This is a genomic window from Amycolatopsis balhimycina FH 1894, from assembly GCF_000384295.1.
In the GTDB taxonomy this organism is placed as follows: domain Bacteria; phylum Actinomycetota; class Actinomycetes; order Mycobacteriales; family Pseudonocardiaceae; genus Amycolatopsis; species Amycolatopsis balhimycina.
In genome coordinates this window covers 2,631,033-2,653,310 of the sequence record NZ_KB913037.1, presented here as the reverse complement: position 1 = coordinate 2,653,310, position 22,278 = coordinate 2,631,033, and the positions used below count along the sequence as shown (strand labels likewise).

The following is a 22,278-nucleotide window of genomic DNA, read 5'->3' as shown; positions in this document are numbered from 1 at the left end:
ATGGCCGTGGACCTGCCCGGCCTCGCCATCGTCGCCGGGCTGCTGCTGCCGGCGCTCGCCGCCGCGGCCTGGGCGATCGCCCTGGAACGGCGTCCGCGCCGGTCTCCGGCCGGGGACGCGTCCGTGCTCGTCCCGGAGCCCGAGCCGGACTTCACCGTGGCCGGCATCCGGTCGCGCATCCGGCAGGAGCACGCCGTGAGGCAGCTGGCCGAAGCCAGGACGGTCGCCCTGCCGACGCTGCCGATCCCCGCGCAGACGCGGCGAGAGCCCGCACCGGAGCCGCTGCCGTTGCGGGTGGTGGGCAGCCTCCTGCCGCGGGGACCGGCGGCCGCCAGGGTGCCGGCTTCCCGGTTCGCCTTCGCGTCCCCGGACACGGACCTGATGCAGCGCATCCTCGACGGCTTGCGCAAAATGGACTGATCCCTCACGAACCCAGGGCGGCGGGGGACTCCGCCTCCGGGATGAGCAGCCGGGCCGGGCCCGAACCGTCGGCCGGGACCGACCAGACGTCCGCGTGACCCGGCCCGCGCGGCACGCCGTAGCCGATCGTGTGGTCGTCGAGCCAGGCTGGCTGGTCGTCGACGCTGCGGGTCTCGGCCAGCGGCGTCACCTTCGACATCGCCAGGTCGAGCACCGACAGCTGCCAGCCGCGGGCCGGGTCACCGTCCACAGCGGACTTGAACGCCACCCGTGTCCCGTCCGGGGACAAGGACGGGCATTCGACGTTCTCGCGCAGCGTGCGGACTATATGCGCGGCGAAGTCGCCGGCGACCAGGTAGCGGCGCCCGGCCGTCGACATCGTCGCGTAGAAGTGGCGGTCGTCGCGGGTGAACGTGACGCCCCAGAAGTTGAGGTCGGCCGCCCGATACGGCTTCCCGTCGAGCGTGACGGCGAAGTCCTCCAGCGTCCCGGCCAGGTCACCGGTCGCCGTGTCGAGGATCCCGGCGCGGGTGGAGAACATCCCGCCGTTGTACGAATCGCCGGTGACGAACACCGTCCACGCGAGCATCCGGCCGCTCGCCGACACCCGGGCCCGGTTCGGCAGGCCGACCAGCGGGATCTCCCGCTTCGCCGTCAGCCGGTCGTCGAGCTGCGCCAGCTGGTAGGTGGTCAGGTCGCCGTCTTGGCGCAGGCAGAGGCCGGTGCCGCCGGCGGCGTACACCCGCGCGCACGACAGCGGCGAGACCGTCCGCGGGCCCGCGGGGTCCACGGCGGACACGGTGGCGACGTGCCCGCGGTCGGCGTCGGCGGTGCTGCGGAACAGCAGCCGCGGGCCGGGGGAGAGGCTGACCACGCCGGTCGCGGCGACGTCGTGGCTCCGGGCGCTCGCGAACCCGACGTACGCGACCGCCGCCCCGGCGAGCACGAGCACCCCGGCGACGGCGATGAGAATCCTCGTCCTCACGCCGTCACCTTCCGCGGGGAGAGGACGACGAACGTCACGGCGATCGCGACCACGGCCCCGCCCGCGGCGACCACGATCGCCCGGTCCGGACCCCAGAACTGCCACGCCAGTCCGAAAAGGACGGACGAGGCGAAGTACGCGAGCGCCTGCGCGGTCTGCACGAGCGAGATCCCCGTGGTGCGCAACGACTCCGGCAGCAGCGGACCGGCCAGTGCCATGAGGACGCCGTCGGTCGCCGCGTAGAACGCGCCGTACAACGCCAGTGCCGCCGCGAACAGCGGCCAGCCGGACACCGGCCCGGCCAGCAGCAGGTAGACGAGCGCGAGCGCGCCGTAGCCGCCGAGCACGACCGGCAGCCGCCCGACCCGGTCGGCCAGCGCGCCCAGCGGCGCGGCGAGCAGCAGGTAGCTGAGGTTGGTGCCGACCGCGAGCAGCGGGAACCAGCCGGTGGCGATGTCCTCCTTGTGCTGCAGCAGCAGGTAGACGAACCCGTCGCCGACCGTGGCCAGCCCGAGCACGCACGCCGCGGCCAGCAGCCGCCGCACGCCGCTGCCGCGCAGCAGGGCCGCCGCCGCGCGCGGCGAAACCGGGTTCGCGGTGGCTTTCGGCGTCCGGCGGTCGCGGACGAACAGCACCAGCAGCAGCACGCCGATGGCGGCGATGCAGAAGCTGACGACGAACACGGCGTTGAACGCCTCGGGGTCGGTGGCGCCGACCGCGGCCAGCACGGCGAGTGCGACCAGCGGCCCGGCGAAGGCACCCATGCTGTCCATCGCGCGGTGGATGCCGAACGCCCGCCCGAGCAGCGGTTCGGGCGCCGACAGCGTGATGAGCGCGTCGCGTGGCGCGGTCCGCAGGCCCTTGCCGGTGCGGTCCAGCGTGATCACGGCGCCGATCGCGGCCGCCGACGCCCCGGCCGCGAGCAGGCCGAGCTTCGCCACCGCGGACAGCGCGTAACCGGCTGCGGCGACGACCTTGCGGCGCCGGACGCGGTCGGCGACGTACCCGCCGACGATGCGCAGCAGCGCCGTCGCCCCGGTGTAGAGGCCGTCGACCAAGCCGTACGCGGCCGGGCTCAGGTGCAGGCCGAGCACCAGGTAGACGGGCAGGACGGCGGTGACCATCTCGGAGGAGACGTCCGTGACCAGGCTGACGGCGCCGAGGGCGAAGACGTTCGCGCCGACCGCCGAGAGCTTGGTCCGGGACATCGCCCCAGCATGCTCTCGGCGGCCGATGGTGGACAGGTACACGTGGTTACTGCCAGGCGTCGAGGATCGGCGACTTGCTCGCGGCGCCGCCGATGCCCGGCAGGCCGTAGGACGCCTCGATCGTGCGCAGCACGGTGTAGTGGTTGATCGACTCGCTGTAGCTGCCGACCTTGACTCCCGCACCGGTGAACGTCGTGAAGATCTGGTTGACCGACGTGCCGCTGTCCTCGTCGAAGGTGACGATCAGCAGGCTGTTGTGCGTCTTGGCCCACTGGGCGTAGGCGTCGAGGTGGTTCTTCAGCCAGGTGTCGCCGGTGCCGATGCTGCAGTCGTGCATGTCGTTGCACATATCGGGCGTAACGAACGAAACGGTCGGCAGCTGGGTGAAGTCGCCGGGGAAGCTCGAGTAGCGGAGGTTGCTCGCCGCCGGGACGTTCGAGAAGTCGACCCAGCTGTTGTGCTTGCGCCGGTAGGTGCCGCTGGAGCAGCCGGTGTAGCCGTCCGACGGCATGGCCTCGGAGTAGCCCGTGAAGGTCTTGCCGGCGTCGATCAGCTGCCGGCCGAGGTTGGCCTTCGCGCCGAGGTTGGCCGGGCAGCTGTCGTCGGTGACGCCCTGCGTCGCGCCGGAGAAGAGGGCGACGTAGTTGGGCTGGCTCGGGTGGGTGATCGCGAAGGAGTTCGTGAACTTCGCGCTCTGCGAGGCGAGGGAGTTGAAGTAGGGGGCGCTGGAACTGCCGTTGATCGAGGAGTACTTCTTGTTCTCGAACATCACCAGGACGATGTGGTCGAACGCCGGCACGGTCGAAGCGGTCGGCTGGATCGCGGTGGACTCGTCCGTTCCGGTGACGACGGCGGCGGTGACCGCACCGGCGGTGACCAGGGCGGCGGTGAAGGCGGCGAAGATCCGCTTGCGGATCATGGGTCCTCCAGCGTGGGCGGGATGGGGACGCCTCATGGTGCCCAGGGCAGGGGGCCGGTGCGTGCCGTGTCGTGGTCCGGCTCGTGAACACCAGGAAACCTCCCGCGGACAACGGAAAGAGTGGGTGAATGGCTGCCCGCTGTCAACCTTCTTTGGTAGGTGTCCACAATGGCCGGTCGGAGGGCAGGTGAACGGGGCTGCCTCCGCCGACGAACCGGCTGATCCGGGTGACGGGACGGGCATCTCGTGTGATTGAAGGGGCAGCACGCGTGATTGGAGGGACGACACGCGTGATTGGAGGGACGACACGGGGTCTTGGGTGGTCATCCTGCCTCCCCACCTGGCCGGCGGCGGAGGCCGGCAGCGGCGTGTCCCGCGTTGGCGTTGCGGCTGCGGGCCCGGTAATCCCGTGGTGCGGCCGTGGGTGAGCCGTTGGCCTCCGCCACCATGGACGGCAAGCTCATCGACCGGATCCGCGGCGCCAAGCGGATCGCCGCGCTGACCGGCGCGGGCATCTCCACCGCCGCCGGGATCCCGGCTACCGCGGGATCCTGAAGCTCGACGTCGTCCTGTTTGGACAGATGCCGGACGGCGAGGTCATCGGGCACGCCCGGAACATCGCGGCGGCCGGCGGGCTGTTCCTGGCCATCGGCAGTTCGCTGGAGGTGGAACCGGCGCGCGCCGGAGCGACGCTGGTGATCGTCGACCGCGACCCGACACCGTACGACGAGGACGCCGCTTTCGTGCTCCGGGACGACATCGAGGCCACCGTCCCGGAACTCTGCGCCGCCGTGACCCGATGATCCGCGAAGCCCGCGACGGCGACTGGCTGGACCTGCGGCCCGACGAACCGGACCCGGCCAGGTAACTCGCGTTGCCGGGGCGCCGTTCACCACATCGGCGAACAGCGCCCCGGCGCCTCAGGCGGACGTCAGCGGCGCCGTGGCCAGCAGGTGACGGGCGGCGACGCTCGCCCCGTCCGGCCGGACCTTGGCCGCGAACGCCCGCGCGCGGGCCGCCACCTCCGGCCGCAGTGCGACCTCCAGCGCCGCCGTCAGCGCTTCGGCCGTCGGCACGCCCGGCTCGGTCGCCGCGCCGATGCCCAGGTCGCGGACCCGGCTCGCGAAGTAGTGCTGGTCGTACATCTGCGGTACCACCACCTGCGGTGCGCCGGCGCCGGCCGCGGTCGTCGTCGTGCCCGCGCCGCCGTGGTGGACGACCGCCGCGACGTGCTTGAACAGCTGCTGCTGGTTGATTTCGCCGATGCCGAAGCAGTCCGGGTGCCCGTCCGCCGCCGCGAGGTCCGCCCACCCGCGCGCGATGATCGCCCGCCGTCCGTGGGCCCGCGCCGACGCGAGCATCACTTCGGCGACCTCTGCCGGGGCGTGCATGCTGCCGAACCCGAAGTACAGCGGCGGCTCGCCCGTGTCGAGGAACTCCACCAGATCGGGTGGCAGCGGCCGCTCGTCCGGCCAGATCCAGGCACCCGTCCGGATCACGTCCGGGTCATCCTGATCGGGCCACGGGGCCAGCGCCGCGTCGGCGGCGAGCCAGGGCCGGCCGCCGAAGACGTGGCTCTGGAGATCGTCCACCGGTGCCAGCCCGTTCGCCGCGCGGCACGCGTTGACCCGGCCGCCGAACAGCTGGTTCCAGCGGTGCGCGTCCTCCTGCCACAGGGCCCGGTTGTCGGTCGTCCCCGGTGACCGCCACGGCATCGGCGGCGGCGCGTGGCGGTCCGACGGGAGCGTGATGGGGCAGAAGCTCGCGTAGACATAACCGGCGCCCGCCCGTTCGGCGACCGAACGGGCGGCGAACTGCAGCGCCCCGGCCGCCACGACGACATCGCAGCCCTCGGCCGCTACCGTGACCGTCTCGAACTGGGTCGACACGGTGTCTTCGGCCGACTTTCGCAGTTCTTCGGCGCTGGGGCGGACCCGGCTCGCCGAGCCGAACCGGCGCAGCTCGGGACCGATGGGTACGACGTCGAACCCGAGGTCGTCGAGCCATTCGCGGAAGTCCGGCGGCACGCACACGCGGACGTCCTGACCCAGCGCCCGCAGCTCCGACGCCAGCGCCACCACCGGCTGCACCTCGCCCCTCGAGCCGATCGTGGACAGCAGCACACGCATCAAGGAATCCCCTCGCCCGGAAAATGGTGAGCCCGCATTGTGGACCCGCACCGGGGTCTTGCCACAAGTCCCGGGGTCGGCTATATCTTTAAGTGGGGAGAGGGAACCTCAGGGGATCGGCGACGTCCGCTGCTCAGCTCGCGACGCGCTCGGCGGCTTCGGGAACTGCGTCCCGCCCGGTCAGTTCGTCCGCGAAGATGCTGTCGATCTTTCCGGCCGCGGTCCGCAGTTTCGCGGCGCTCGCGACGACCAGCAGGAGCGCGGCGGCGGGCACCACGAGCAGCACCGGCGGCCACCCGGCGCCGACGACCGCCACGCCCGCGATCAGTGCGGAAAGCAGGAAGACTGCCCGGCCGGCGACCCGCGGCCACGCGGGACGGGGCTTGGCGTGCCTGCCGCGCGATGTGCCGATCGGCCGCGCGAGGGCAGCGTGGACACTCATCCAGACCTCCGGAAATGTCGTCGGACCGCCCGGGACGGGATTCCCGGCGGCGGCGCCGGCGCCGAAGAGGCGCGGACGGCACGTGGAGTGTGTCGGGCCGAACCGGGCTCCGGTTACCGCTCGTTATTGCTTCGAGGCCGAATTCACGAAATCGAATGAATGTGCGTCCGCGCCTATTTCGGAGAGTTTTCCCGCACCAGGGCCGTTGGACCCGGATCCGCCCGCCGGAGGTCCCCACTCACGGGTTCAGGAGTCGTGGCCCTTGCCTTTGCCCTTGCCGGGCGGCTCGGTCTTCTCGGGCTTGCCCGTCTTCGACGTCTGTTCCGGCGACGACGGGGTTTCGTGCGTCACCGCGACGGGTTCCGGCGAAGCCGAGGCACTCCCGCGCGGTTGCGGCACGACGTTCACGGACCCGGTTCGCGGCGCCGGGTTCCCGGATTCGGCAGGGGGAGCGGACGACGAAGGCGGGGAAGTGGCCGCCGGCGAGTTCGCCGCCGGAGGCTGGGCCGGGGTGCCGGTCCCGGTTTCCTGCTCGACCAGCAGCATCGCGGAAACGACGGCGACCGCGGCGGCGGTCAACCCGGCAGCGGCGGCGAGCCGGCGGCGTGCCGGATTGCCGGCGGGCGCTGCGAGGGAGCCTGCCGGGCCGGGGACCGCAAACGTTTTCGTCGCCGGAGCGTGGTCGTGCGCCCGGTCCGCGGCGAGCCCGCCGCGGGGCATGGGACTGGGGCTCGAGGGGACGCCGGCTGCGGGGTGGCGGGGGTGCGCGCTGTTGGCGGCGGCTGCCCGGTCACCGGGCAGCGCGGCGCCCGGGCCGTTCGCCGGGTCGCGGGGGTGTGCGACGCCGGCGGCTGCCGGATCGCGGGGGTGTGCGGTGTTGGGTGCGGCTGCCGGGTCGTGACGGAATGCGGTGTCGGCGGCTGCCAGGTCGCGAGGGAGTGCGGCGCCGGCTGCCGCTGCCGGGTCGGGGGGAAGCGCGCCATCGGCGGCCTGGCGACGCCACACCGGGCGAAGCTCGGGTGCGTCCGGCGGCGGCGAGTCGAGCAGCCCGGCCACTTCCGCGGCGGTGGGCCGATCGGCGGGTTCCCGTTGCGTCATCCGGCGCAGGGCGTGCGCGAGGGACGGGGGCACGTCCTCCGGGATCCGGGGCGGGCGGGTCAGCCGCGCCATGGCCGCCTCGACCATCGTGCCCGGGTACTCCCGTTCGCCGGTCAGGCACTCCAGCAGGATCAGGCCGAGGGCGTAGACGTCCGCGGGCGGGCCCGCCGGCTCGCCGGAAACCTGCTCCGGCGCCAGGTAGGCGGCGGTGCCCGGGATCAGGCCCGTGCCGGTGATGTGGGTGGCGTCGAGGGCGTGCGCGATGCCGAAGTCGCCGATCAGGGGACCGTCCGCGGACAGGAACACGTTGGCGGGCTTCAGGTCCCGGTGCACGACCCGCAGCGCGTGCACGTGGGCCAGCGCCTCGGCGAGCCCGCCGGCCAGCGCCGTCACCTCCGCCAGCGGCATCGGCCCGCCGAGCAGCCGCTCCGCCACGTTCTCGCCCTCGACGAGCTGCATGACCAGGTAGGTCCGGCCGCTTTCGGTGCCGCTGTCGAGCAGCGCCACCACGCCGGGGTGGCTGATGCTGCCCTGGATGGTCATCTCGCGCAGCCGGCGGCGCTGGTCGAGGGCCACCGCGTCCCGGTCGTAGATCTTGACGGCGACCTCGCGGGCGAGCCGCACGTCGAAAGCCCGGTAGACGCGGGCCGTGGCGCCGCTGCCGATCAGGCGCCCGACCTCGTACCGCCCGGCCAGCAACCCGGGCGGCCGCTCGTCGTCGAGGGCCCGGCGCGGCGTGATCGTGAACTCGCCCAAGGCGTAGCGCCCGCAGGTGACGTCGTCCGTCGGCGGGCGCTCCGTTCTACCGGCTTCGTCGGCCACGGGCGCCAAGTACCCCGGCCCCGTGAACGGCAAACGTCGGAAGATCACGAAAAGAGTATCGTCCGGACACCCAACGATGTGACATCCAGGGCGCGATCACCGCCCGGCGAACGCGTCCACGCCGGTGAGCTGCGCCGACAGTGTCCACAGGCGCGCGGCCTCCTCGCGGTCGACGGCGTACCGGCGGACACCGGAGGCGGCGAGGCCCTCGGCGTCGGCCGGCGCGAGCTCGGCGACGTCACAGTCCTCCAGGTACAGCCCGCCGAGCCCGGCCAGCTGCGGCGACGTCGCCGCCCAGACCGTGGTCGCGGCGCCCTGCTCGGGGGTCTTGAACTCCACCAGGTAGTTCCCGGCTTCGTCGATCCAGCCGCGTTCGATCATTTCCTCCCGCGGCAGGTGCCGCTGCAGCGGCGTCATGATGCCGCCGGGGTGCAGCGCGAACGCGTGGACGCCCTTTTCGGCGCCGAGTTCGTCCAGGCGGACGGCGAAGAGCGCGTTGGCGGTCTTGGCCTGTCCGTAGGCCTGCCACTTTTCGTAGCCGTTCTCGAACTGGACGTCGTCCCAGCGGATCGGTGCGTAGTGGTGGCCGCGTGAGGACAGCGAAACCACGCGCGCACCGTCGGCGACCGCCGGCCACAGCCGGTTCACCAGCGCGAAGTGGCCGAGGTGGTTGGTGGCGAACTGGGCCTCCCAGCCCGGGCCCACGCGGGTTTCGGGGCAGGGCCATGATGCCCGCGTTGGCGATGAGGAGGTCGATCCGCCGTCCGGTCGCCAGGAAGCGCTCGGCGAAGGCGCGGACACTTTCGAGGTCACCGAGGTCCAGCTCGTCCACCTCGACGTTCTCGAGGCCGGCCAGCGCTTCTTCGGCCGTCGCGCGGCGGCGGGCCGGGACGACGACGTGGGCGCCGGCGCCGATGAGCGCGCGGGTGGTTTCGAGGCCGATCCCGGAGTAGCCGCCGGTGACGACGGCGAGCTTGCCGGTGAGGTCGATGCCCGCGACGGCTTCGGCGGCCGTGGTGGTGGCGCCGAAACCCGAGCCGATCTTGTGCTGTGCGGAAGTCATGTCCCCGACGTTACGAGCTGGAGTGCACTCCAGCGCAAATCGCGGCCGGGGCCGAAACGGGGGACAATCGGGGGGAGAGGCGCAGCCGACCTAGGGAAGGCTCTGATGGCCGACTATTACGGGAACCAGCCCCCGGACGTCCGCCCGGGGATCGACGCGCGCCGGCTGTGGGCGGGCGGCGTGGCGACGGCGGTGGTCGCGGCCCTGCTCGCGGTGGTCGGGCTGCTGATCGCCCGCGGGATCTTCGAGGTCGAAGTGCTCGCCCCAAAAGGCGAGGGCGTCTGGGGCAACGCGAGCACCACGACGTACGCGCTGGTCGCCGCCGCGGTGGCCCTGCTCGCCACCGGGCTGATGCACCTGCTCAGCGTCGCCACGCCGGCGCCGTCCCAGTTCTTCGGCTGGATCATGGTGCTCGTCACACTCATCGCGGTGGTGCTGCCGCTGACCCTCACGGTCGCGCCGAGCGCGAAGATCGCGACGGCCGTGATCAACCTGGTGATCGGGCTGGTCATCGCCGCGGTCGTGAACAGCATGGCGGCCAGCGCCCGGACGCTGCACCGCCGTCGCAGCCGGCAGAACACCGCGCCGCCGCCGACCCGGCAGTACCCGCAACAGCAGGACCCGCCGACGCGTTACTACGACCGGTGACCATGGACGTCCAGGAGACCAACCGCCGGGTGATCGAGCAGTTCCGCGCGGGCGGCGAGGTGGACGGCATGCACCGGGAGCGGCTGGTGCTGCTCACCACGACGGGCCGGACCACGGGCGAGCCGCGCACGGTCCCGATGATGGTCCACCGCGACGGCGACCGGCTGCTGGTGGTGGCCTCGAACATCGGCGCGCCGAAGCACCCGGACTGGTACCTGAACCTCGAGGCCGATCCGCGGGTCACCGTGGAGGTGGCCGACCGGAAGTTCGAGGCCGAGGCATTGCCGCTGCTGGGCGCGGACTACGTGCGGACGTGGACGGAGCTGGAGGAGCACTACCCGTTCCTGGCCGACCACCTGGCCAAAGCGCGCCAAGCCAAACGCGTGATCCCGATCGTGGAACTGTCCGAAGAGGACTGACGCGTTCCCGGGTCCGTGAATGGCACATTGAGGGACTTAGAGTCCCTCAATGTGCCATTCACGGACCCGAGCTGGTGGTGTGCTACTTGCTCGCCACGCGGCGGTAGCGGGCCGTGGCGAGCGGGGCGAAGATCGCGATGATCGCCAGGCAGCACAGGATCGCGTACAGCGCCGCGTTCTCCGCCGGCCAGCCCGTCGGCGGCGCCCCGAACCGGTTGCCGAACAGGTCACGCGTCGCGTTGATCACCGCGGTGAACGGGTTCCAGTCCGCGATCGCCTTGAGGAACGGCGGCAGCGTCTGGGTCGGGACGAACGCCGAGGAGATGAAGCTCAGCGGGAACATCCAGATCAGCCCGGCGCTCTGGGCGACCTCGACACTGCGCGCCGCGAGGCCGATCAGCGCGCCGACCCACGACAGCGCCCAGGCGAACATCAGCATCACCAGGTAGCCGAGCACCGCGTCCGCGAAGCTGCCGCGGATCCGCCAGCCGACGAGCAGCCCGCACAACGACATCACGATCAGCGCCACGACGCTGACGACCAGGTCCGACGTCGTGCGGCCGAGGACCACCGCGATCCGGGACATCGGCAGCGAGCGGAACCGGTCGATGATGCCCTTCTGCAGGTCGTTGGCGAAGCCGATGACGGTGAACGCCGAGTTGAACGCCACCGTCTGGGCGAAGATCCCGGCGATGAGGAACTCGCGGTAGGCCGCGCCGCCCGCTTCGCCGCCGATCGCGTTGCCGAAGACGTAGGCGAACAGCAGCACGAACATGATCGGCTGCAGGGTCGCCGCCATCAGCCAGTCCGGGTTGCGGCGGACGTTCATCAGGTTGCGCCACGTGACGACGCTGCCGTCCGAGATGCCCTTCGCGAACGCGTTCACTTCGCAGCCTCCTCGGTGGACTCGGCGCCGTGGCCGGTCAGGGACAGGAAGACGTCGTCGAGCGTGGGCCGGTGCAGCCCGACGTCCTGGACCGTGATGCCCTGGCCGTCGAGCCGGCGCAGCGCCTCGATGAGCGCTTTCGGGCCGGTGTCGACGAGGATCTCGGCGCGGCGCGTGTGGTCGTCGCCGGACGGCTCGCCGGTGCCGACCTCGCGCAGCACCTCCAGGGTGGCCGGCAGGTCGGCGGCCGAGGCGACGACCAGCTCCAGGCGCTCGCCGCCGGTTTGGGCCTTGAGCTCGTCGGCGGTGCCGCGGGCGATCACCCGGCCGTGGTCGATCACCACGATCGAGTCGGCGAGCTGGTCGGCCTCTTCGAGGTACTGGGTGGTCAGCAGCACGGTCGTGCCGTCGGCGACGAGCTCCTTGATGACCTCCCAGGTGTCGAGCCGCCCACCCGGGTCGAGGCCGGTGGTGGGCTCGTCGAGCACGACGACGGTCGGCTCGGCGACCAGCGCGCCGGCCAGGTCGAGACGCCGTCGCATGCCGCCGGAGTACCCCTTCGCGGGCCGGTCGGCGGCCTCCTCGAGCTGGAACCGCGCGAGCAGCTCCCTGGCCCGCGACCGCGCCGCGGCCTTCCGCCTGCCGTAGAGCCGCCCGACCATGTAGAGGTTCTCGAACCCGGTGAGGTTCTCGTCGACGGCCGCGTACTGGCCGGACAGCCCGATCCGGCGCCGCACCTGGTCCGGCTCGGCGAGCACGTCGTACCCCGCGACGCGCGCCGACCCGGAATCCGGCCGCAGCAGCGTCGTCAGGATGCGGACGGTGGTGGTCTTCCCGGCGCCGTTCGGGCCGAGCAGGCCGAGTACCCGCCCGGCCGGGATGTCGAGGTCGACACCGTCGAGCGCGCGGGTGGATCCGTAGGTCTTCACGAGCCCGCGTACGTGGACGGCGACGTCCGGTTCCGGCTGCGGCATGTCGGCTCCCCTTCCGATGACACCCGACAAGCTAGGCCACGGCGTCCGGTTTGTCTTCCGGGTTTATCCCTGAGCCGCGTCAGTTCGCTGAAAGCGTGACGGCGACCTCCGGTGGCGTCCGCAGTGTCTGGAACACGACGCAGTAGCGCTCGGTCAGTTTCTTGAGTGTGGCGAGCTGCTCTTCGGCGGCGTCGGTGTCCAGCTCGAAGGAAAGCCGGATCGCGCGGAAGCCGACCGGCGCGTCCTTCGCGACGGCGAGGGTGCCGCGGAAGTCGAGGTCGCCTTCGGCGCGGACCCGGCCGCCACGCACTTCCAGGCCCAGTGACGTCGCCACCGCCCGCAGCGTCACGCCGGCGCACGCGACGAGCGCTTCGAGCAGCATGTCACCCGAACAGGCGAGAGTGCCGTCGCCGCCGGTCGCCGGGTGCAGCCCGGCTTCGACGACCGCACGGCCGGTCTCGACCTTGCAGGAGATGCCGAGCCCGTCGAGTTCGGCGTCGGCGTGCAGCGTGACGAGTGCGGTTTCGGGCCGCTCCCGATACTGCTCCTTCAACGGCGTTTGGGTCGCGCGCAGCGTTTCGGCATCCATGCGCCGATTCTGCTCCGGAAAACGAAGAAACGGGGAGACCGGTCGCCCGGTCTCCCCGCCTCAACGGTTCAGCTTCAGCTCAGGGTGACGGCCACGTCGTCGATGACGAACGAGGTCTGCAGCGAGCTGTCTTCGGTGCCGGTGAAGTTCAGCGCCAGGGTGCCGCCGGCCGCCGACGAGACGTCGATGGTCTTGAGCGCGTACCCGGACGCCTTGTTCAGGTTGGAGTAGCTGCCCAGCGTCGTGCTGCCGTTGGTGACGGTCAGCTTGTCGTAGGCGGTGGTGGTGGTCGTTTCCGCGGTGTCGATGTGCAGGTAGAACGTCAGGCTGGCGTGGCAGCCCGCCGGGATGCTCACCGACTGCGCGATCGACTCGGTGTGCGTGGAGCCGTAGCCGTCGAGCCAGGACGAGTAGGTGCCGCCGTGCGCGGCCTCACCCTGAGAGCTCCACTGGCCGATGCTGCCGGTGGTGCCCGTCCAGCTGCCGCTGCCGGATTCGAAGCCGCCGTTGACGATCTTCTGGCCGGTGCAGCCGCCGGTGGTGCCGACGGTCCACGTGAACGACGCCGTGCCGGTCTTGGCAGCCGCGTCCTTCGCCGTCACCGTGACGTTCGAGGTGCCCGCGGTGGTCGCGGTGCCCGAGATCGTGCCGGTGGAGGCGTTGATCGACAGCCCGGCCGGCAGGCCGGTGGCGGACCAGGTGTACGGCGCGGTGCCGCCCGAGGCCGACAGCGGCAGGCTGACCGAAGCGCCGGTCACGGTCGACTGGTTGCCCGGGTTGGACACGGTGACCGTGCCGGTCGCCGAGCACGTCGGGTCACCCGACTGCGCCGGCACGCTGATCGCGTCCCACGCCGCCTTGACCGTGTTGAACTCGGTGCAGCTGCCCGGGAAGAGGTTCTTCGCCGCGGTCAGCGTCCAGGTGCGGTACTTCAGGTACGAGCTGCCGGAGGTCTTGAGCAGCATCGCGTTGTAGAAGATCTTCACCGCGTTCTGGACACCGAGGCCGGTGATCGTGGTGTTGTTGCACGTGGTGCTGGTCGGCTGCCCGTTGGCCGGGTTGGTGCCTTCGGCCAGCAGGTAGAACCAGTGGTTGCCGGGGCCGGCGGCCGCGTGCACCTCACCGTTGGGGACCGAGCTGTCGTAGCAGTTCTTGTCGCCCAGCGCCGACGGGTTGTACATGTTGCGGATCGGGCCGGAGCCGACGAGGTTGACCTGCTCGCCGACCAGGAAGTCCGGCACGTCGTACGGCGACGGCTCGTTCGCGAACCACTCGGTCGAGGCGCCGAAGACGTCCGCGACGAACTCCTGCGTGCCGTTGCCCGAGATGCCGCCCGGGGTGTGGTCGTCGATGCCGTGCCCGTGCTCGTGGGCGACGACGTCGATCGAGCCGATCCAGCCGCCGGCGGTGTTCTTGCCGATCTGGACCTGGCTGCCGTCGTAGTAGGCGTTCTGGTCGTTCAGGCCGACGCGGATCGGCCAGCCGCCGCCGTTGCCGTCGAAGCCGTTGCGGCCCAGCCACTGCGAGAGCATCTTGTTCTCGGTCTGCGCGGCGAACAGGGCGTCGACGCAGCCGGTCTCGCGGTTGCTGGCGGTGCCGTTGCCCCACAGGTCGTCCGGCCCGCTGAACGTGGTGTTGTTGGCCGCGTCCTGGCAGGACGTGTTGGTGATGGTGGGGTCCTTCAAGGAGTACGTGCTGCCCGAGTGCGTGGTGTCCAGGTGGACCGGGTTCGGCCCGTTCCACGCGCTGGTGCCGTCGCCGTGCAGGACGTGTTCCTGGGTGTGCAGCACCTTTCCGGTGGCCGCGTCGACGACGACGTCGAGCTTGCTCGGCCCCTCGGCGTCCCGGCCGATGACGGTGCTCTTCCACGCGAGTTTCGGCGTGCCGAGCGCGAAGACGACCTGCTGGGCGGGGCTCACGCTGTCCACGGCGGACAGCTGCTGCCGCGCGGTCGCCTCGGCCGCGGCCTTCGACACACTCGGGGTGGTCGAGGCGAGGTCGATGGTCTGGTCCTGGGCGACGGAGGTGCCGAGCACCTGGCCCGTCGAGTTGGTCGCCACCACGAAGTCGCCGCCCACCACGGACAGGCCCTTGTAGGTGCGCTCGTAGGGGATGTACTTCAGCCCGTTGCTCGCGGAAATCGCTTTCTGGGCCACGAAAACATCGTCGGTGCCGGCGTGCAGCGCGGCGGGCCTGCTCGCCACGAGACCGGCCGCCGCGGTCGCGGCCAGGGTCTGGGCGTCCGGGACGGCGTTCGGGGTGGCGGGCTGGGCCTGGGCGGTGGTGGTCGTGCACATCGCGGCGATCAGCGCGCCGCTCGCGGCCAAGACGAGTGGACGTCTCAGTTGCATCGAAGGATCTCCTCCGGGCAGGGCGAACCGGCCCGGTGACAGGCCGGGCCGAGAACGGGGACGATGGGGAAAAACGGTGCGGCTTAGCGAAAATCAGGATCCGGTGCCGAAGGCTCGTGAACAAGCGACGAACGTACGGACTTATGGGGAATTCGCAATACTTCCCAAAAAGGACATTTGCCCCTATTGGGATCCGCTTGCTGACCGTCCACTCAGGACTCGAGCGGGATCACCGCCGTTCGGTCGATCTTCGTTGCGTCCGAAACGACGAAGGCCCCTTCGCCGCAAACCGGCGAAGGGGCCTTCGGTGGTACTGAGGGTCAGGCGGTCTTCTCGCGCTTCGGGAGCTTCCAGCCCGGGCGCACGAAGTGGCACGTGTACCCGTTCGGGATGCGCTGCAGGTAGTCCTGGTGCTCCGGCTCGGCTTCCCAGAAGTCACCCACGGGGGTGACTTCGGTGACGACCTTGCCCGGCCACAGCCCCGACGCCTCGACGTCGGCGATCGTGTCCTCGGCGACCCGCTTCTGTTCGTCGTTCTCGAAGAAGATCGCCGAGCGGTAGCTCAGGCCGATGTCGTTGCCCTGCCGGTCCTTCGTGGTCGGGTCGTGCACCTGGAAGAAGAACTCGAGCAGGTCGCGGAACGTCGTCCGCGTGGGGTCGTAGACCACCTCGATGGCCTCGGCGTGCGTGCCGTGGTTGCGGTAGGTGGCGTTCGGGACGTCGCCGCCGCTGTAACCGACCCGGGTCGAGATCACCCCGGGCTGACGGCGGAACAGCTCCTGCATGCCCCAGAAGCAACCGCCGGCCAGGACGGCCCTTTCGGTTGACGTGGTCACGGCGTCACTCCTTCTCCTCGTGCGGTGCTACTGCCCGTTACAACTGCTTCCGGCCCTCGATGATTCCACGCGGGGATTACGGAAGCCTGACGTCCGGCGCCCCGGTTTCGCCATCGCTTCGCGCGGTCCGGCGTGGCACGATGGTCCCGGGACGGGACGGCTCCAGGAGGCGCGATGCGCTACGGAATCGCCTCGGAACAGTCCGGCGGAGTGCTGGTCCTCGAGGTGTGCGGCGAGCCGGGCATCACGACGGTGCTGCGCTGGGCGACGGTGCTCGAGACCGCCGTCTGCGAACTGCCGTGTCCCCGGCGGCTGGTGATCGACCTCGGCCGGCTGGACTTCCTCTCCGAGCGCGGCGCCCGCGGCCTGCTCGAGGCGTTCGGGCACTGCCGCGCCCGCGGCCTCCCGGGCTGCCTGGTCGCCCCGCCCGGCACCGGCGTCGACCGGGTGGTCCGCCACGCCGGCCTCGGCGACCACGTGCCGGTCTTCCCGGACCGCCTGGCGACGGTCGCCGCGTACCAGCCCGTGGAGGTGCGGTGGCTGGCGTGCTAGCTCGCGACGGCGACCGGGGACCTTTTCGAGGAGCGCGAGGACGCTGTCACGTTCAGCCGAGCCCGTAGGTTTGCGGATAGTCCACTGTGCCCACGAGCGCCTCACGGTGTGCGCGACGGCCGGGTGGGGCGATCAGCGGGCCGGCGGTGTGCGCGAACCGGGCGTCCTCGAAAACGATGAGCTGCCCGGGTTCCAGCCGCTGCGTGTGGACGGGCGTGTCCGGGTCGTCGGCGCGGAACAGCGCCGTCTCCGCGCCGGTGCGATCTCGGGGTGCTCGGTGAGTGTCGGGACGTCGCCATTCCACGCGTATTCGACGACGTCACGGGCTCGCTCGCGGTCGACGGGGATGTCGGCGGGGTAGCGGCGCAGGACGTCCGCGGTGAAGTACGTGTGCGGGAGAAGGTGCATCGGCGCCGGCGCCCTCTTGTCTCGAACGGCGTAGCGAATCTTCTTGTCTCGTGGATATCTCTGCTGGTGTCGATCGGCGCTGTGGGGGCGGCGATCTGGGTGACTCGTCGGAACGGTGTTTCCTTGCTGAAAGCCAATTCGCTTCGCGTGACGACCGAAGTCTTCCAGCAAGTCCGCTCGGTGGAGTTCGGTGACCACCTGGCCAAGGTTTTCGCCGGGATCGGTGAGGAACCTTCCGAGGAGGGAGGAATTGATCATCTTTCGGGAAAATATCGTGGCAGTGTGTACGCGGTATGCTACTTCTTCGATTACCTGGGAGTGTTGTTGGCTTTTGGGATGATAGAAAAAGATGTCATTTTGAGCGCCCTGGGAACGCACACCATGCGGGCCTGCGGCGGCTGGGACTGCCCGGGTTCGACATGTCCGCGGTCGGTGGCGCGAGCGAGGCGGCGAACGGCCGACCCTTGAGTTGGTGAACCGTGTTCACAGCTCGTAGGGGTTCAGGTCACTCGCCGCGCATCGAGCGGCGGATCTCGGCCAGCCGGTCCTTGGCCGCCTGGTCGCGGTCGGCGATCTTCTTGTCGAGGGTCTCGGCCGTGTTCTCGGTGCCGAGGCCGGCGACGTCGACCGAGCCGAGCGACGTCGTGTAGCGGTTCTCGATCTTGTCGCGGACGAAGTCGAAGCTCGGCACGCCGCCCTCGCTGTAGTCCGGATCCGGCAGCGATTGCGGCAGTGGCGGCGACGGGATCGCCAGTGCGGCGGTCGGTGTCTCGTCGACGATCTCGCCGTCGACCACGTCCGGGTCGCCGTGGGGTTCGCTCATCACCCGACTGTAGCGCCGGTGTGGGCAGTCCTGCCGGGACCAGTGGGTAATTCGGCCGTGGAGCGGGGCGGTGCGGTCCGGAATTCTCGGGTGCGCACAGCCGATGTCCGGAGGGAGCAGACCATGAGTGCCGGGGCCTACCACGCCGAAACGGCGGAGATGGGGACGGTCGCCAGGGCGGTCGAAGACGTCGGATCGGCCTTCCTGTCGGTGACGCGGGACCTGGAGGGCCTGGTGCTGGACGCGGTGTCCTTCGCCGGGATCGGCAGCGGGGTCGCCGCGGCGAACGCGGCCCTGCACTCGACGCTGGGCCACGCCCTCCAGAAGTTCCTCAGCCTGATCACGAACGTCAACCAGAACGTCCAGGCGGCCGCGGATGCCTACCGCGCGGCCGACTCCGACGTCGCCCGCGCCTACGGCGGCGGTCAGGACGCCGCTCACGGCGGGGGCGGCGCGGCCGCGGCGGCCCCGCCGCAGCAGCTCGACCCGCGCGTCGTCGACTCGATCATGCGGTCCGAAGGCGCGACGGGGGAGCAGGGCGGAGTGCCCGAGGCGTACGGCTTCCGGCAGAACATGCACAACGGCTACGACCGGATCATCGCCGCGCGCGAGCTGTACGGGCAGGGCAGCGCCGAGGAACGCGCGGTCGTCGCCGACCTCATGACCGCCGGCGCGCGCCGGGCGGGCGCGCTCAACTTCACCGACCCCGGCACCCAGGCCGCGATCATGTCGGGCGCCCACATGCGCGGCGCCGGCGGCGTCCGCGCGATCCTGAACCACATGGCGGGCGAGGACGTCGTGCGGAGCTCGCGCACCCTCGGAGACGCGACGATCCAGCACGTCCAAGGCCTGACGCCCGAGCAGTTCCAGCAGGAGTTCCGCGACGCTCGCATCGAATACGACCGCCAGATCTACGGCGGGACGAACACCACCCAGGGCGGCCACACGCAGAACTGGTGGGACCGCTACGGCACCGGCCTGACCCGGCGCTACGACCGCGAACAGGCCGAGTTCCTCGGGCTTTCGCAACCGCAGAACTGATTGCCGGTTCGAAGATCGCCCGGGTGGGCACTCTCATGGTGTAGCCGAACGACAACGGGAGGCACACGATGAACCGGAGGATGATCGCACTACTGGGCGGGGTCGCCGCGATGGCGGGGACCATGGCGTTCGCGGGAACGGCCGAAGCGGCGTCGACGCCGTGCAGTGCCGAAGCGAAGGCCTGCGTCCAGCGCGGTTCGAATACCGCGTGGCTGACGGACGGCGCCGGGAACGTCACCTACGGCGGCGTCCCGATCACCGTCGGGCTGCCGAAATACCCGACCCCGCTCGGAAAGTTCCACGTGCAGTACAAGGACATCGACCACTACAGCAAGCAGTTCCACGGGCCGATGCCGTACTCGGTGTTCTTCACCACCACCGGGGTCGCGTTCCACCAGGGGAGCCTGAAGGTCAAGTCCCACGGGTGCGTGCACCTTTCGCACGGTGCCGCGGTGACGTTCTACAACTCGCTGCACCCCGGTGACGTCGTCGAGGTCGTGCCCTGATCCGTCCCTTGCGGACGGTCGAGGAGCGCGCCGGTGACGGCGCCGAACACCAGGTGGTCCAGGATCTGCGGCCCGCGCGGCAACGCCCGCACGGCGGGGTACGCGCGGGCCGCGATCCCGAGGTCCAGCGCCGCGATGGCCAGCCCGGCGACCGCGCCGCCGCCGGCACCCAGCCGGTGACGGCGCACGGCCGTGGCGAGCACGCACGTCCAGAAGGTCGAGACGGCGACGTGCGCGATCAGCCCGGTGGCGATGCCGGGCCGGTCGCGCCGGCCCGGCAGCAGAGTGCCCGCCGCGCGGGTCGCGGCCAGGACGTCCCCGCCGGTGAGAAGCGCGTGGACAGTCGACGGTATACCGCTCACCATCGCCGCGACGGTTCCGGCGCGTACGGCTTTCATGCGGCCAGGTAGGCCGCGACCCGGATCCGCAGGCCCCGGACGTGGGGGAGCGTGATGGTGAACGCCCGGGCCGGGCGGTAGCCGGGCCACGGGTGGCCGTGGGTGCACGGGCCGGCGAAGTACACGAAGCCGTCTTCGTCGTCGTAGCGGCCTGACGACCAGACCGCCGCTTCGCCCGCGTGACGATCTCCGCAGGCGGCTCGGGCGATCCAGTAGGCGTCGTCCTTCATGACGCGACGCAGCTGGGCGGCGAACCCGGCCAGTTCCGCTTCGGGTAGGCCGAGGCCTCGTCCGCTCCAGACCCGCGGCGCGCGTTCCGACGTGCGTGCGGGGCAGCCGAAGGTGACCGCGTCGTCGGCGTACTGCCGGGTCCAGCGGGTTTTTTCCGGTGCAGGCGCGGCGAATTCGGGTCCGCCGGTGAGGTCCAGCGTCATGGGGAAACGATAGTCGATCAAGTCGCTGCAGGTACCGCCGCGCGGGTATCGATCATTACTCACATAGTGTATACAGTCACCGACCCTGCGACGGGTGAGCTGGTGGAGGAGGTCCCGAACGCGACCGACGAGGAGATCGGGGCCGCGATCGCGCGGGTGCACCACGGGTACGCGGCCTGGCGGGCCCGGCCGGTCGCCGAGCGCGCCGCGATCGTGCTGCGGGCGGCGGAGCTGTTCGCCGAACGCGCCGACGAGCTGGCCGCGATCATGACGGGTGAGATGGGGAAGCGGATCAACGAAGGCCGCGGCGAAGTCGGCGTCGTCGTCGACATCTTCCGCTACTACGGCGAGCGCGGCCCGGACCTGCTGGCGGACGAACCCCTGTCGATCCGCGGCGGCGAAGCGGTGCTGACCAAGGAGCCGATCGGGCCGCTGCTCGGCGTCATGCCGTGGAACTTCCCGTGTTACCAGGTGGCCCGGTTCGTCGCGCCGAACCTGGTGCTGGGCAACACGATCCTGCTGAAGCACGCGTCGATCTGCCCGCGTTCGGCGGTGGCGATCGAGTCCGTGCTGCACGATGCCGGAGTGCCCTCGGACGCGTACGTGAACGTGTTCGCGTCGAGCCGCCAGGTCCCCGGGATCCTCGCCGACCCGCGCATCCACGGCGTGTCGCTCACCGGAAGCGAGCAGGCAGGCATCTCTGTGGCGGCCGACGCCGGCCGGAACCTCAAGAAGTGCGTGCTGGAGCTCGGCGGATCCGACCCGCTGATCGTGCTGGACACCGACGACCTGGACGAAACGGTCAAGATCACCGCGACGGCCCGCATGCGCAACTGCGGCCAGTCGTGCAACGCGCCTAAGCGGATCATCGTGCTGGGCGAGCTGTACGAGGAGTTCGCCGCCCGGTTCGCCAAGCGCGTCACGGAGTACTACGTCCCGGGCAATCCGGCGGACCCGGCGACGACGTTGCCCCCGTTGGCCTCGACCGCGGCGGCGGACGAGGTGGCGGCCCAGATCGAGACGGCGATCCGCGAAGGAGCAACCCTGCGAGCGGGCGGCCACCGCATCCCGGGCCCGGGCGCGTACCTGGAGGCGACGGTGCTCACGGAGGTGACACGCGAGATGGCGGCGTACCACGAGGAGATCTTCGGCCCGGTGGCGCTGGTGTTCCGCGCGGAGACGGAGGAAGAGGCGATCACCCTGGCCAACGACACACCATTCGGCCTGGGTGCGAGCGTGTTCGGCACGGACCGCGAGCGGATGCTGCGGGTGGCGCGCCGTCTTGAGGCGGGGATGGTTTACCTGAACAAGTCGGGTGGTTCGGAGGCGGACCTGCCGTTCGGTGGCATCAAGCGGTCGGGGATCGGACGTGAACTGGGGCCGCTGGGTATCGAGGAGTTCATGAACAAGAAACCGATCCGCCTCTGAACGGGGGTTATCCCCGACTCCGCCGTCTATGTGCGTCTGGTCGGTGGCTTGCCTTCCGTCTGGAGTTCGGCCGAGACCTCACCGGCCTTCCGTTCTTCGTAGCCGGCCCAGTACAGGGCTTCGTGGTGGTGGCCACGGTCGACGTCGGCGATCGCCTTGTACAGGCGTGCGTTGCCGAGCCGGAACGCCAGCCAGTCCGAGGGGTCCGCGTTCTTCGGCGGTCGGCGCTCCAGCACGACGTCGTGGGCTTCCTGCAGCGTCTTCAGCTCACGTATCGGCACGGTCAGGCCTCTCCGCGCGGGCTTCCAGCAGGGCTTCCAGCAGGGCGGCCAGTTCGTCCGCGTGGTCGCGGAGCCGGCGCAGGAACGCCGCGCATCCATTCCAGGCGTTCTGGTTCTCCGGCGGCCTCAGCGTCACTACGCAGTGTCGGCCGGCCAGAACCAGGACGGGTGGGCACGACGCGCCCGGCCCCGTCTCCTCCACGGTCACTTCGGTGTCCGAGCACACCGTCAACCGGAGCCCCAGCCCGTCCCTCGTTGCCGTCATGCTTTTCCCAATCTCGAGCCAGATCGGCGAACCCCTCAGCCGCCGACTCCAGCGCAGCCACGCACCACCACGGCAGTCCGCGCGACTGCGCAAGTTCGTGCCACGCCCGCGACACCCGCCGAGCGGCGTTGGCCGTGTTCGCCGCACTCACCGGCGACAGCACCGCGTGGCCGTGCTCCCACGCGGCTGTGTAGTCGCGATAGGCGTGCTCCCACGTCTCAACCCTTTCGCGGAAGCTCATGTCCCTCATGCCGCCTTCGGCTTGCCGGTCACCTCGTCGACCTGTTGCCACACCGGGTGGTGGGCGGTCCGGTCCTCCCGCGACTGGTCCTCGATAGCCATGCTTAATTCCC

General features: G+C 70.8%; 27 protein-coding genes and 1 pseudogene. 10 read left to right on the top strand and 18 right to left on the bottom strand.

What is annotated here, in order from left to right; translation table 11 throughout:
* A complete protein-coding gene (locus A3CE_RS0111215) occupies positions 1-420 on the top strand; it encodes a hypothetical protein (RefSeq protein ID WP_020640179.1) in 420 nt (139 codons plus the stop codon).
* A 4-nt stretch (positions 421-424) separates the two neighbouring features.
* On the opposite strand, the gene A3CE_RS0111210 is transcribed toward A3CE_RS0111215, so the two are convergent.
* From A3CE_RS0111210 to A3CE_RS0111200, 3 genes are read right to left on the bottom strand one after another with little or no spacing between them, the layout of a single operon-like run.
* On the bottom strand, positions 425-1,405 hold the full coding sequence (locus A3CE_RS0111210; protein WP_026468372.1) for a TolB family protein: 981 nt from the start codon (positions 1,403-1,405) through the stop codon (positions 425-427).
* Positions 1,402-2,613, bottom strand: coding sequence for an MFS transporter (locus tag A3CE_RS0111205; RefSeq protein WP_020640177.1), 1,212 nt, complete (start codon positions 2,611-2,613; stop codon positions 1,402-1,404). The genes A3CE_RS0111210 and A3CE_RS0111205 overlap by 4 nt, the downstream gene beginning before the upstream one ends.
* A 46-nt stretch (positions 2,614-2,659) precedes the next feature.
* A complete protein-coding gene (locus tag A3CE_RS0111200; protein ID WP_020640176.1) occupies positions 2,660-3,532 on the bottom strand; it encodes an alkaline phosphatase family protein in 873 nt (290 codons plus the stop codon).
* Positions 3,533-3,952: 420 nt separating this feature from the next.
* Between A3CE_RS0111200 and A3CE_RS59275 the strand changes: the two genes are divergently transcribed.
* Positions 3,953-4,087 (top strand): hypothetical protein, encoded by a 135-nt coding sequence (locus A3CE_RS59275; RefSeq protein WP_020640175.1) that lies wholly within the window; start codon positions 3,953-3,955, stop codon positions 4,085-4,087.
* 26 nt (positions 4,088-4,113) lie between these two features.
* Entirely contained in the window at positions 4,114-4,335 is a 222-nt protein-coding gene (locus A3CE_RS0111190) for an SIR2 family NAD-dependent protein deacylase (protein ID WP_020640174.1), read from the top strand.
* A 117-nt stretch (positions 4,336-4,452) separates the two neighbouring features.
* Here the strand turns inward: A3CE_RS0111190 and A3CE_RS0111185 are convergent, their stop codons facing one another.
* The 4 genes and pseudogenes from A3CE_RS0111185 to A3CE_RS50840 all read right to left on the bottom strand — a co-directional run bounded on the left by A3CE_RS0111185 (position 4,453) and on the right by A3CE_RS50840 (position 9,086).
* Entirely contained in the window at positions 4,453-5,661 is a 1,209-nt protein-coding gene (locus A3CE_RS0111185; protein ID WP_020640173.1) for a glycosyltransferase, read from the bottom strand.
* 133 nt (positions 5,662-5,794) lie between these two features.
* The gene (locus A3CE_RS0111180) at positions 5,795-6,103 is read right to left on the bottom strand and encodes a hypothetical protein (RefSeq protein ID WP_020640172.1); all 309 of its coding nucleotides are present in this window, start codon (positions 6,101-6,103) and stop codon (positions 5,795-5,797) included.
* 246 nt (positions 6,104-6,349) lie between these two features.
* Positions 6,350-8,071 carry a serine/threonine-protein kinase gene (locus A3CE_RS0111175; protein ID WP_245589491.1) on the bottom strand — a complete coding sequence of 574 codons (1,722 nt, stop codon included), beginning with the start codon at positions 8,069-8,071 and terminating at the stop codon, positions 6,350-6,352.
* 48 nt (positions 8,072-8,119) lie between these two features.
* Positions 8,120-9,086: pseudogene (locus tag A3CE_RS50840) on the bottom strand (SDR family NAD(P)-dependent oxidoreductase).
* 105 nt (positions 9,087-9,191) lie between these two features.
* Between A3CE_RS50840 and A3CE_RS0111165 the strand changes: the two are divergent.
* Positions 9,192-9,734, top strand: coding sequence for a DUF6069 family protein (locus A3CE_RS0111165; protein ID WP_020640169.1), 543 nt, complete (start codon positions 9,192-9,194; stop codon positions 9,732-9,734).
* Positions 9,735-9,736: 2 nt separating this feature from the next.
* Positions 9,737-10,153: a nitroreductase/quinone reductase family protein gene (locus tag A3CE_RS0111160; protein ID WP_026468369.1), complete on the top strand. Its 417-nt coding sequence runs from the start codon at positions 9,737-9,739 to the stop codon at positions 10,151-10,153.
* An 82-nt stretch (positions 10,154-10,235) separates the two neighbouring features.
* Here the strand turns inward: A3CE_RS0111160 and A3CE_RS0111155 are convergent, their stop codons facing one another.
* From A3CE_RS0111155 to msrA, 5 genes are all read right to left on the bottom strand, one after another.
* Complete coding sequence (locus tag A3CE_RS0111155; protein WP_020640167.1) at positions 10,236-11,039, bottom strand: ABC transporter permease; 804 nt, start codon at positions 11,037-11,039, stop codon at positions 10,236-10,238.
* Positions 11,036-12,013, bottom strand: coding sequence for a daunorubicin resistance protein DrrA family ABC transporter ATP-binding protein (locus tag A3CE_RS0111150; protein ID WP_020640166.1), 978 nt, complete (start codon positions 12,011-12,013; stop codon positions 11,036-11,038). The genes A3CE_RS0111155 and A3CE_RS0111150 overlap by 4 nt, the downstream gene beginning before the upstream one ends.
* Before the next feature lie 79 nt (positions 12,014-12,092).
* Positions 12,093-12,602 (bottom strand): OsmC family protein, encoded by a 510-nt coding sequence (locus A3CE_RS0111145; protein ID WP_020640165.1) that lies wholly within the window; start codon positions 12,600-12,602, stop codon positions 12,093-12,095.
* A 74-nt stretch (positions 12,603-12,676) separates the two neighbouring features.
* Positions 12,677-14,953, bottom strand: coding sequence for a M4 family metallopeptidase (locus A3CE_RS0111140; RefSeq protein WP_026468368.1), 2,277 nt, complete (start codon positions 14,951-14,953; stop codon positions 12,677-12,679).
* Between the two features lie 320 nt (positions 14,954-15,273).
* Entirely contained in the window at positions 15,274-15,789 is a 516-nt protein-coding gene (msrA, locus tag A3CE_RS0111135; protein WP_020640163.1) for a peptide-methionine (S)-S-oxide reductase MsrA, read from the bottom strand.
* A 174-nt stretch (positions 15,790-15,963) separates the two neighbouring features.
* Between msrA and A3CE_RS0111130 the strand changes: the two genes are divergently transcribed.
* Positions 15,964-16,341: an STAS domain-containing protein gene (locus tag A3CE_RS0111130; protein ID WP_020640162.1), complete on the top strand. Its 378-nt coding sequence runs from the start codon at positions 15,964-15,966 to the stop codon at positions 16,339-16,341.
* Between the two features lie 52 nt (positions 16,342-16,393).
* Here A3CE_RS0111130 and A3CE_RS50835 read toward each other — a convergent pair whose 3' ends face one another.
* Positions 16,394-16,645: a 2OG-Fe dioxygenase family protein gene (locus A3CE_RS50835; protein ID WP_020640161.1), complete on the bottom strand. Its 252-nt coding sequence runs from the start codon at positions 16,643-16,645 to the stop codon at positions 16,394-16,396.
* Positions 16,646-16,731: 86 nt separating this feature from the next.
* Here A3CE_RS50835 and A3CE_RS56420 point away from each other — a divergent pair, with 86 nt between their 5' ends.
* Positions 16,732-17,217 carry a hypothetical protein gene (locus A3CE_RS56420; RefSeq protein ID WP_169523885.1) on the top strand — a complete coding sequence of 162 codons (486 nt, stop codon included), beginning with the start codon at positions 16,732-16,734 and terminating at the stop codon, positions 17,215-17,217.
* A 37-nt stretch (positions 17,218-17,254) separates the two neighbouring features.
* Here the strand turns inward: A3CE_RS56420 and A3CE_RS0111120 are convergent, their stop codons facing one another.
* Positions 17,255-17,572, bottom strand: coding sequence for a hypothetical protein (locus tag A3CE_RS0111120; protein ID WP_020640160.1), 318 nt, complete (start codon positions 17,570-17,572; stop codon positions 17,255-17,257).
* A 123-nt stretch (positions 17,573-17,695) separates the two neighbouring features.
* Here A3CE_RS0111120 and A3CE_RS0111115 point away from each other — a divergent pair, with 123 nt between their 5' ends.
* The gene (locus A3CE_RS0111115) at positions 17,696-18,613 is read left to right on the top strand and encodes a hypothetical protein (protein WP_020640159.1); all 918 of its coding nucleotides are present in this window, start codon (positions 17,696-17,698) and stop codon (positions 18,611-18,613) included.
* Between the two features lie 68 nt (positions 18,614-18,681).
* Positions 18,682-19,119, top strand: a complete 438-nt coding sequence (locus A3CE_RS0111110; protein ID WP_026468367.1) for a L,D-transpeptidase — start codon at positions 18,682-18,684, stop codon at positions 19,117-19,119.
* Here the strand turns inward: A3CE_RS0111110 and A3CE_RS0111105 are convergent.
* Positions 19,074-19,517 (bottom strand): hypothetical protein, encoded by a 444-nt coding sequence (locus tag A3CE_RS0111105; protein WP_020640157.1) that lies wholly within the window; start codon positions 19,515-19,517, stop codon positions 19,074-19,076. The two genes, A3CE_RS0111110 and A3CE_RS0111105, sit on opposite strands and share 46 nt — an antisense overlap.
* Entirely contained in the window at positions 19,514-19,951 is a 438-nt protein-coding gene (locus tag A3CE_RS0111100) for a hypothetical protein (protein WP_020640156.1), read from the bottom strand. Before A3CE_RS0111100 ends, A3CE_RS0111105 begins: the two co-directional genes overlap by 4 nt.
* 66 nt (positions 19,952-20,017) lie before the next feature.
* Between A3CE_RS0111100 and A3CE_RS0111095 the strand changes: the two genes are divergently transcribed.
* Positions 20,018-21,379, top strand: coding sequence for an NAD-dependent succinate-semialdehyde dehydrogenase (locus A3CE_RS0111095; protein WP_026468365.1), 1,362 nt, complete (start codon positions 20,018-20,020; stop codon positions 21,377-21,379).
* 26 nt (positions 21,380-21,405) lie between these two features.
* Here A3CE_RS0111095 and A3CE_RS0111090 read toward each other — a convergent pair whose 3' ends face one another.
* Together A3CE_RS0111090 and A3CE_RS0111085 are read right to left on the bottom strand one after the other, a co-directional pair.
* The gene (locus tag A3CE_RS0111090; RefSeq protein WP_020640154.1) at positions 21,406-21,660 is read right to left on the bottom strand and encodes an AMED_5909 family protein; all 255 of its coding nucleotides are present in this window, start codon (positions 21,658-21,660) and stop codon (positions 21,406-21,408) included.
* Positions 21,647-21,925 (bottom strand): hypothetical protein, encoded by a 279-nt coding sequence (locus A3CE_RS0111085; RefSeq protein WP_020640153.1) that lies wholly within the window; start codon positions 21,923-21,925, stop codon positions 21,647-21,649. Before A3CE_RS0111085 ends, A3CE_RS0111090 begins: the two co-directional genes overlap by 14 nt.
* Positions 21,926-22,278 lie beyond the last annotated feature (353 nt).

Coding starts and splice junctions, on each gene's coding strand:
- A3CE_RS0111215 (WP_020640179.1), top strand. CDS start 1: ATGGCCGTGGACCTGCCCGGCCTCGCCATCGTCGCCGGGCTGCTGCTG.
- A3CE_RS0111205 (WP_020640177.1), bottom strand. CDS start 2,613: ATGTCCCGGACCAAGCTCTCGGCGGTCGGCGCGAACGTCTTCGCCCTC.
- A3CE_RS0111200 (WP_020640176.1), bottom strand. CDS start 3,532: ATGATCCGCAAGCGGATCTTCGCCGCCTTCACCGCCGCCCTGGTCACC.
- A3CE_RS0111190 (WP_020640174.1), top strand. CDS start 4,114: ATGCCGGACGGCGAGGTCATCGGGCACGCCCGGAACATCGCGGCGGCC.
- A3CE_RS0111185 (WP_020640173.1), bottom strand. CDS start 5,661: ATGCGTGTGCTGCTGTCCACGATCGGCTCGAGGGGCGAGGTGCAGCCG.
- A3CE_RS0111180 (WP_020640172.1), bottom strand. CDS start 6,103: ATGAGTGTCCACGCTGCCCTCGCGCGGCCGATCGGCACATCGCGCGGC.
- A3CE_RS0111165 (WP_020640169.1), top strand. CDS start 9,192: ATGGCCGACTATTACGGGAACCAGCCCCCGGACGTCCGCCCGGGGATC.
- A3CE_RS0111160 (WP_026468369.1), top strand. CDS start 9,737: ATGGACGTCCAGGAGACCAACCGCCGGGTGATCGAGCAGTTCCGCGCG.
- A3CE_RS0111150 (WP_020640166.1), bottom strand. CDS start 12,013: ATGCCGCAGCCGGAACCGGACGTCGCCGTCCACGTACGCGGGCTCGTG.
- A3CE_RS0111145 (WP_020640165.1), bottom strand. CDS start 12,602: ATGGATGCCGAAACGCTGCGCGCGACCCAAACGCCGTTGAAGGAGCAG.
- A3CE_RS0111140 (WP_026468368.1), bottom strand. CDS start 14,953: ATGCAACTGAGACGTCCACTCGTCTTGGCCGCGAGCGGCGCGCTGATC.
- A3CE_RS0111130 (WP_020640162.1), top strand. CDS start 15,964: ATGCGCTACGGAATCGCCTCGGAACAGTCCGGCGGAGTGCTGGTCCTC.
- A3CE_RS0111120 (WP_020640160.1), bottom strand. CDS start 17,572: ATGAGCGAACCCCACGGCGACCCGGACGTGGTCGACGGCGAGATCGTC.
- A3CE_RS0111115 (WP_020640159.1), top strand. CDS start 17,696: ATGAGTGCCGGGGCCTACCACGCCGAAACGGCGGAGATGGGGACGGTC.
- A3CE_RS0111110 (WP_026468367.1), top strand. CDS start 18,682: ATGAACCGGAGGATGATCGCACTACTGGGCGGGGTCGCCGCGATGGCG.
- A3CE_RS0111105 (WP_020640157.1), bottom strand. CDS start 19,517: ATGAAAGCCGTACGCGCCGGAACCGTCGCGGCGATGGTGAGCGGTATA.
- A3CE_RS0111100 (WP_020640156.1), bottom strand. CDS start 19,951: ATGACGCTGGACCTCACCGGCGGACCCGAATTCGCCGCGCCTGCACCG.
- A3CE_RS0111085 (WP_020640153.1), bottom strand. CDS start 21,925: ATGACGGCAACGAGGGACGGGCTGGGGCTCCGGTTGACGGTGTGCTCG.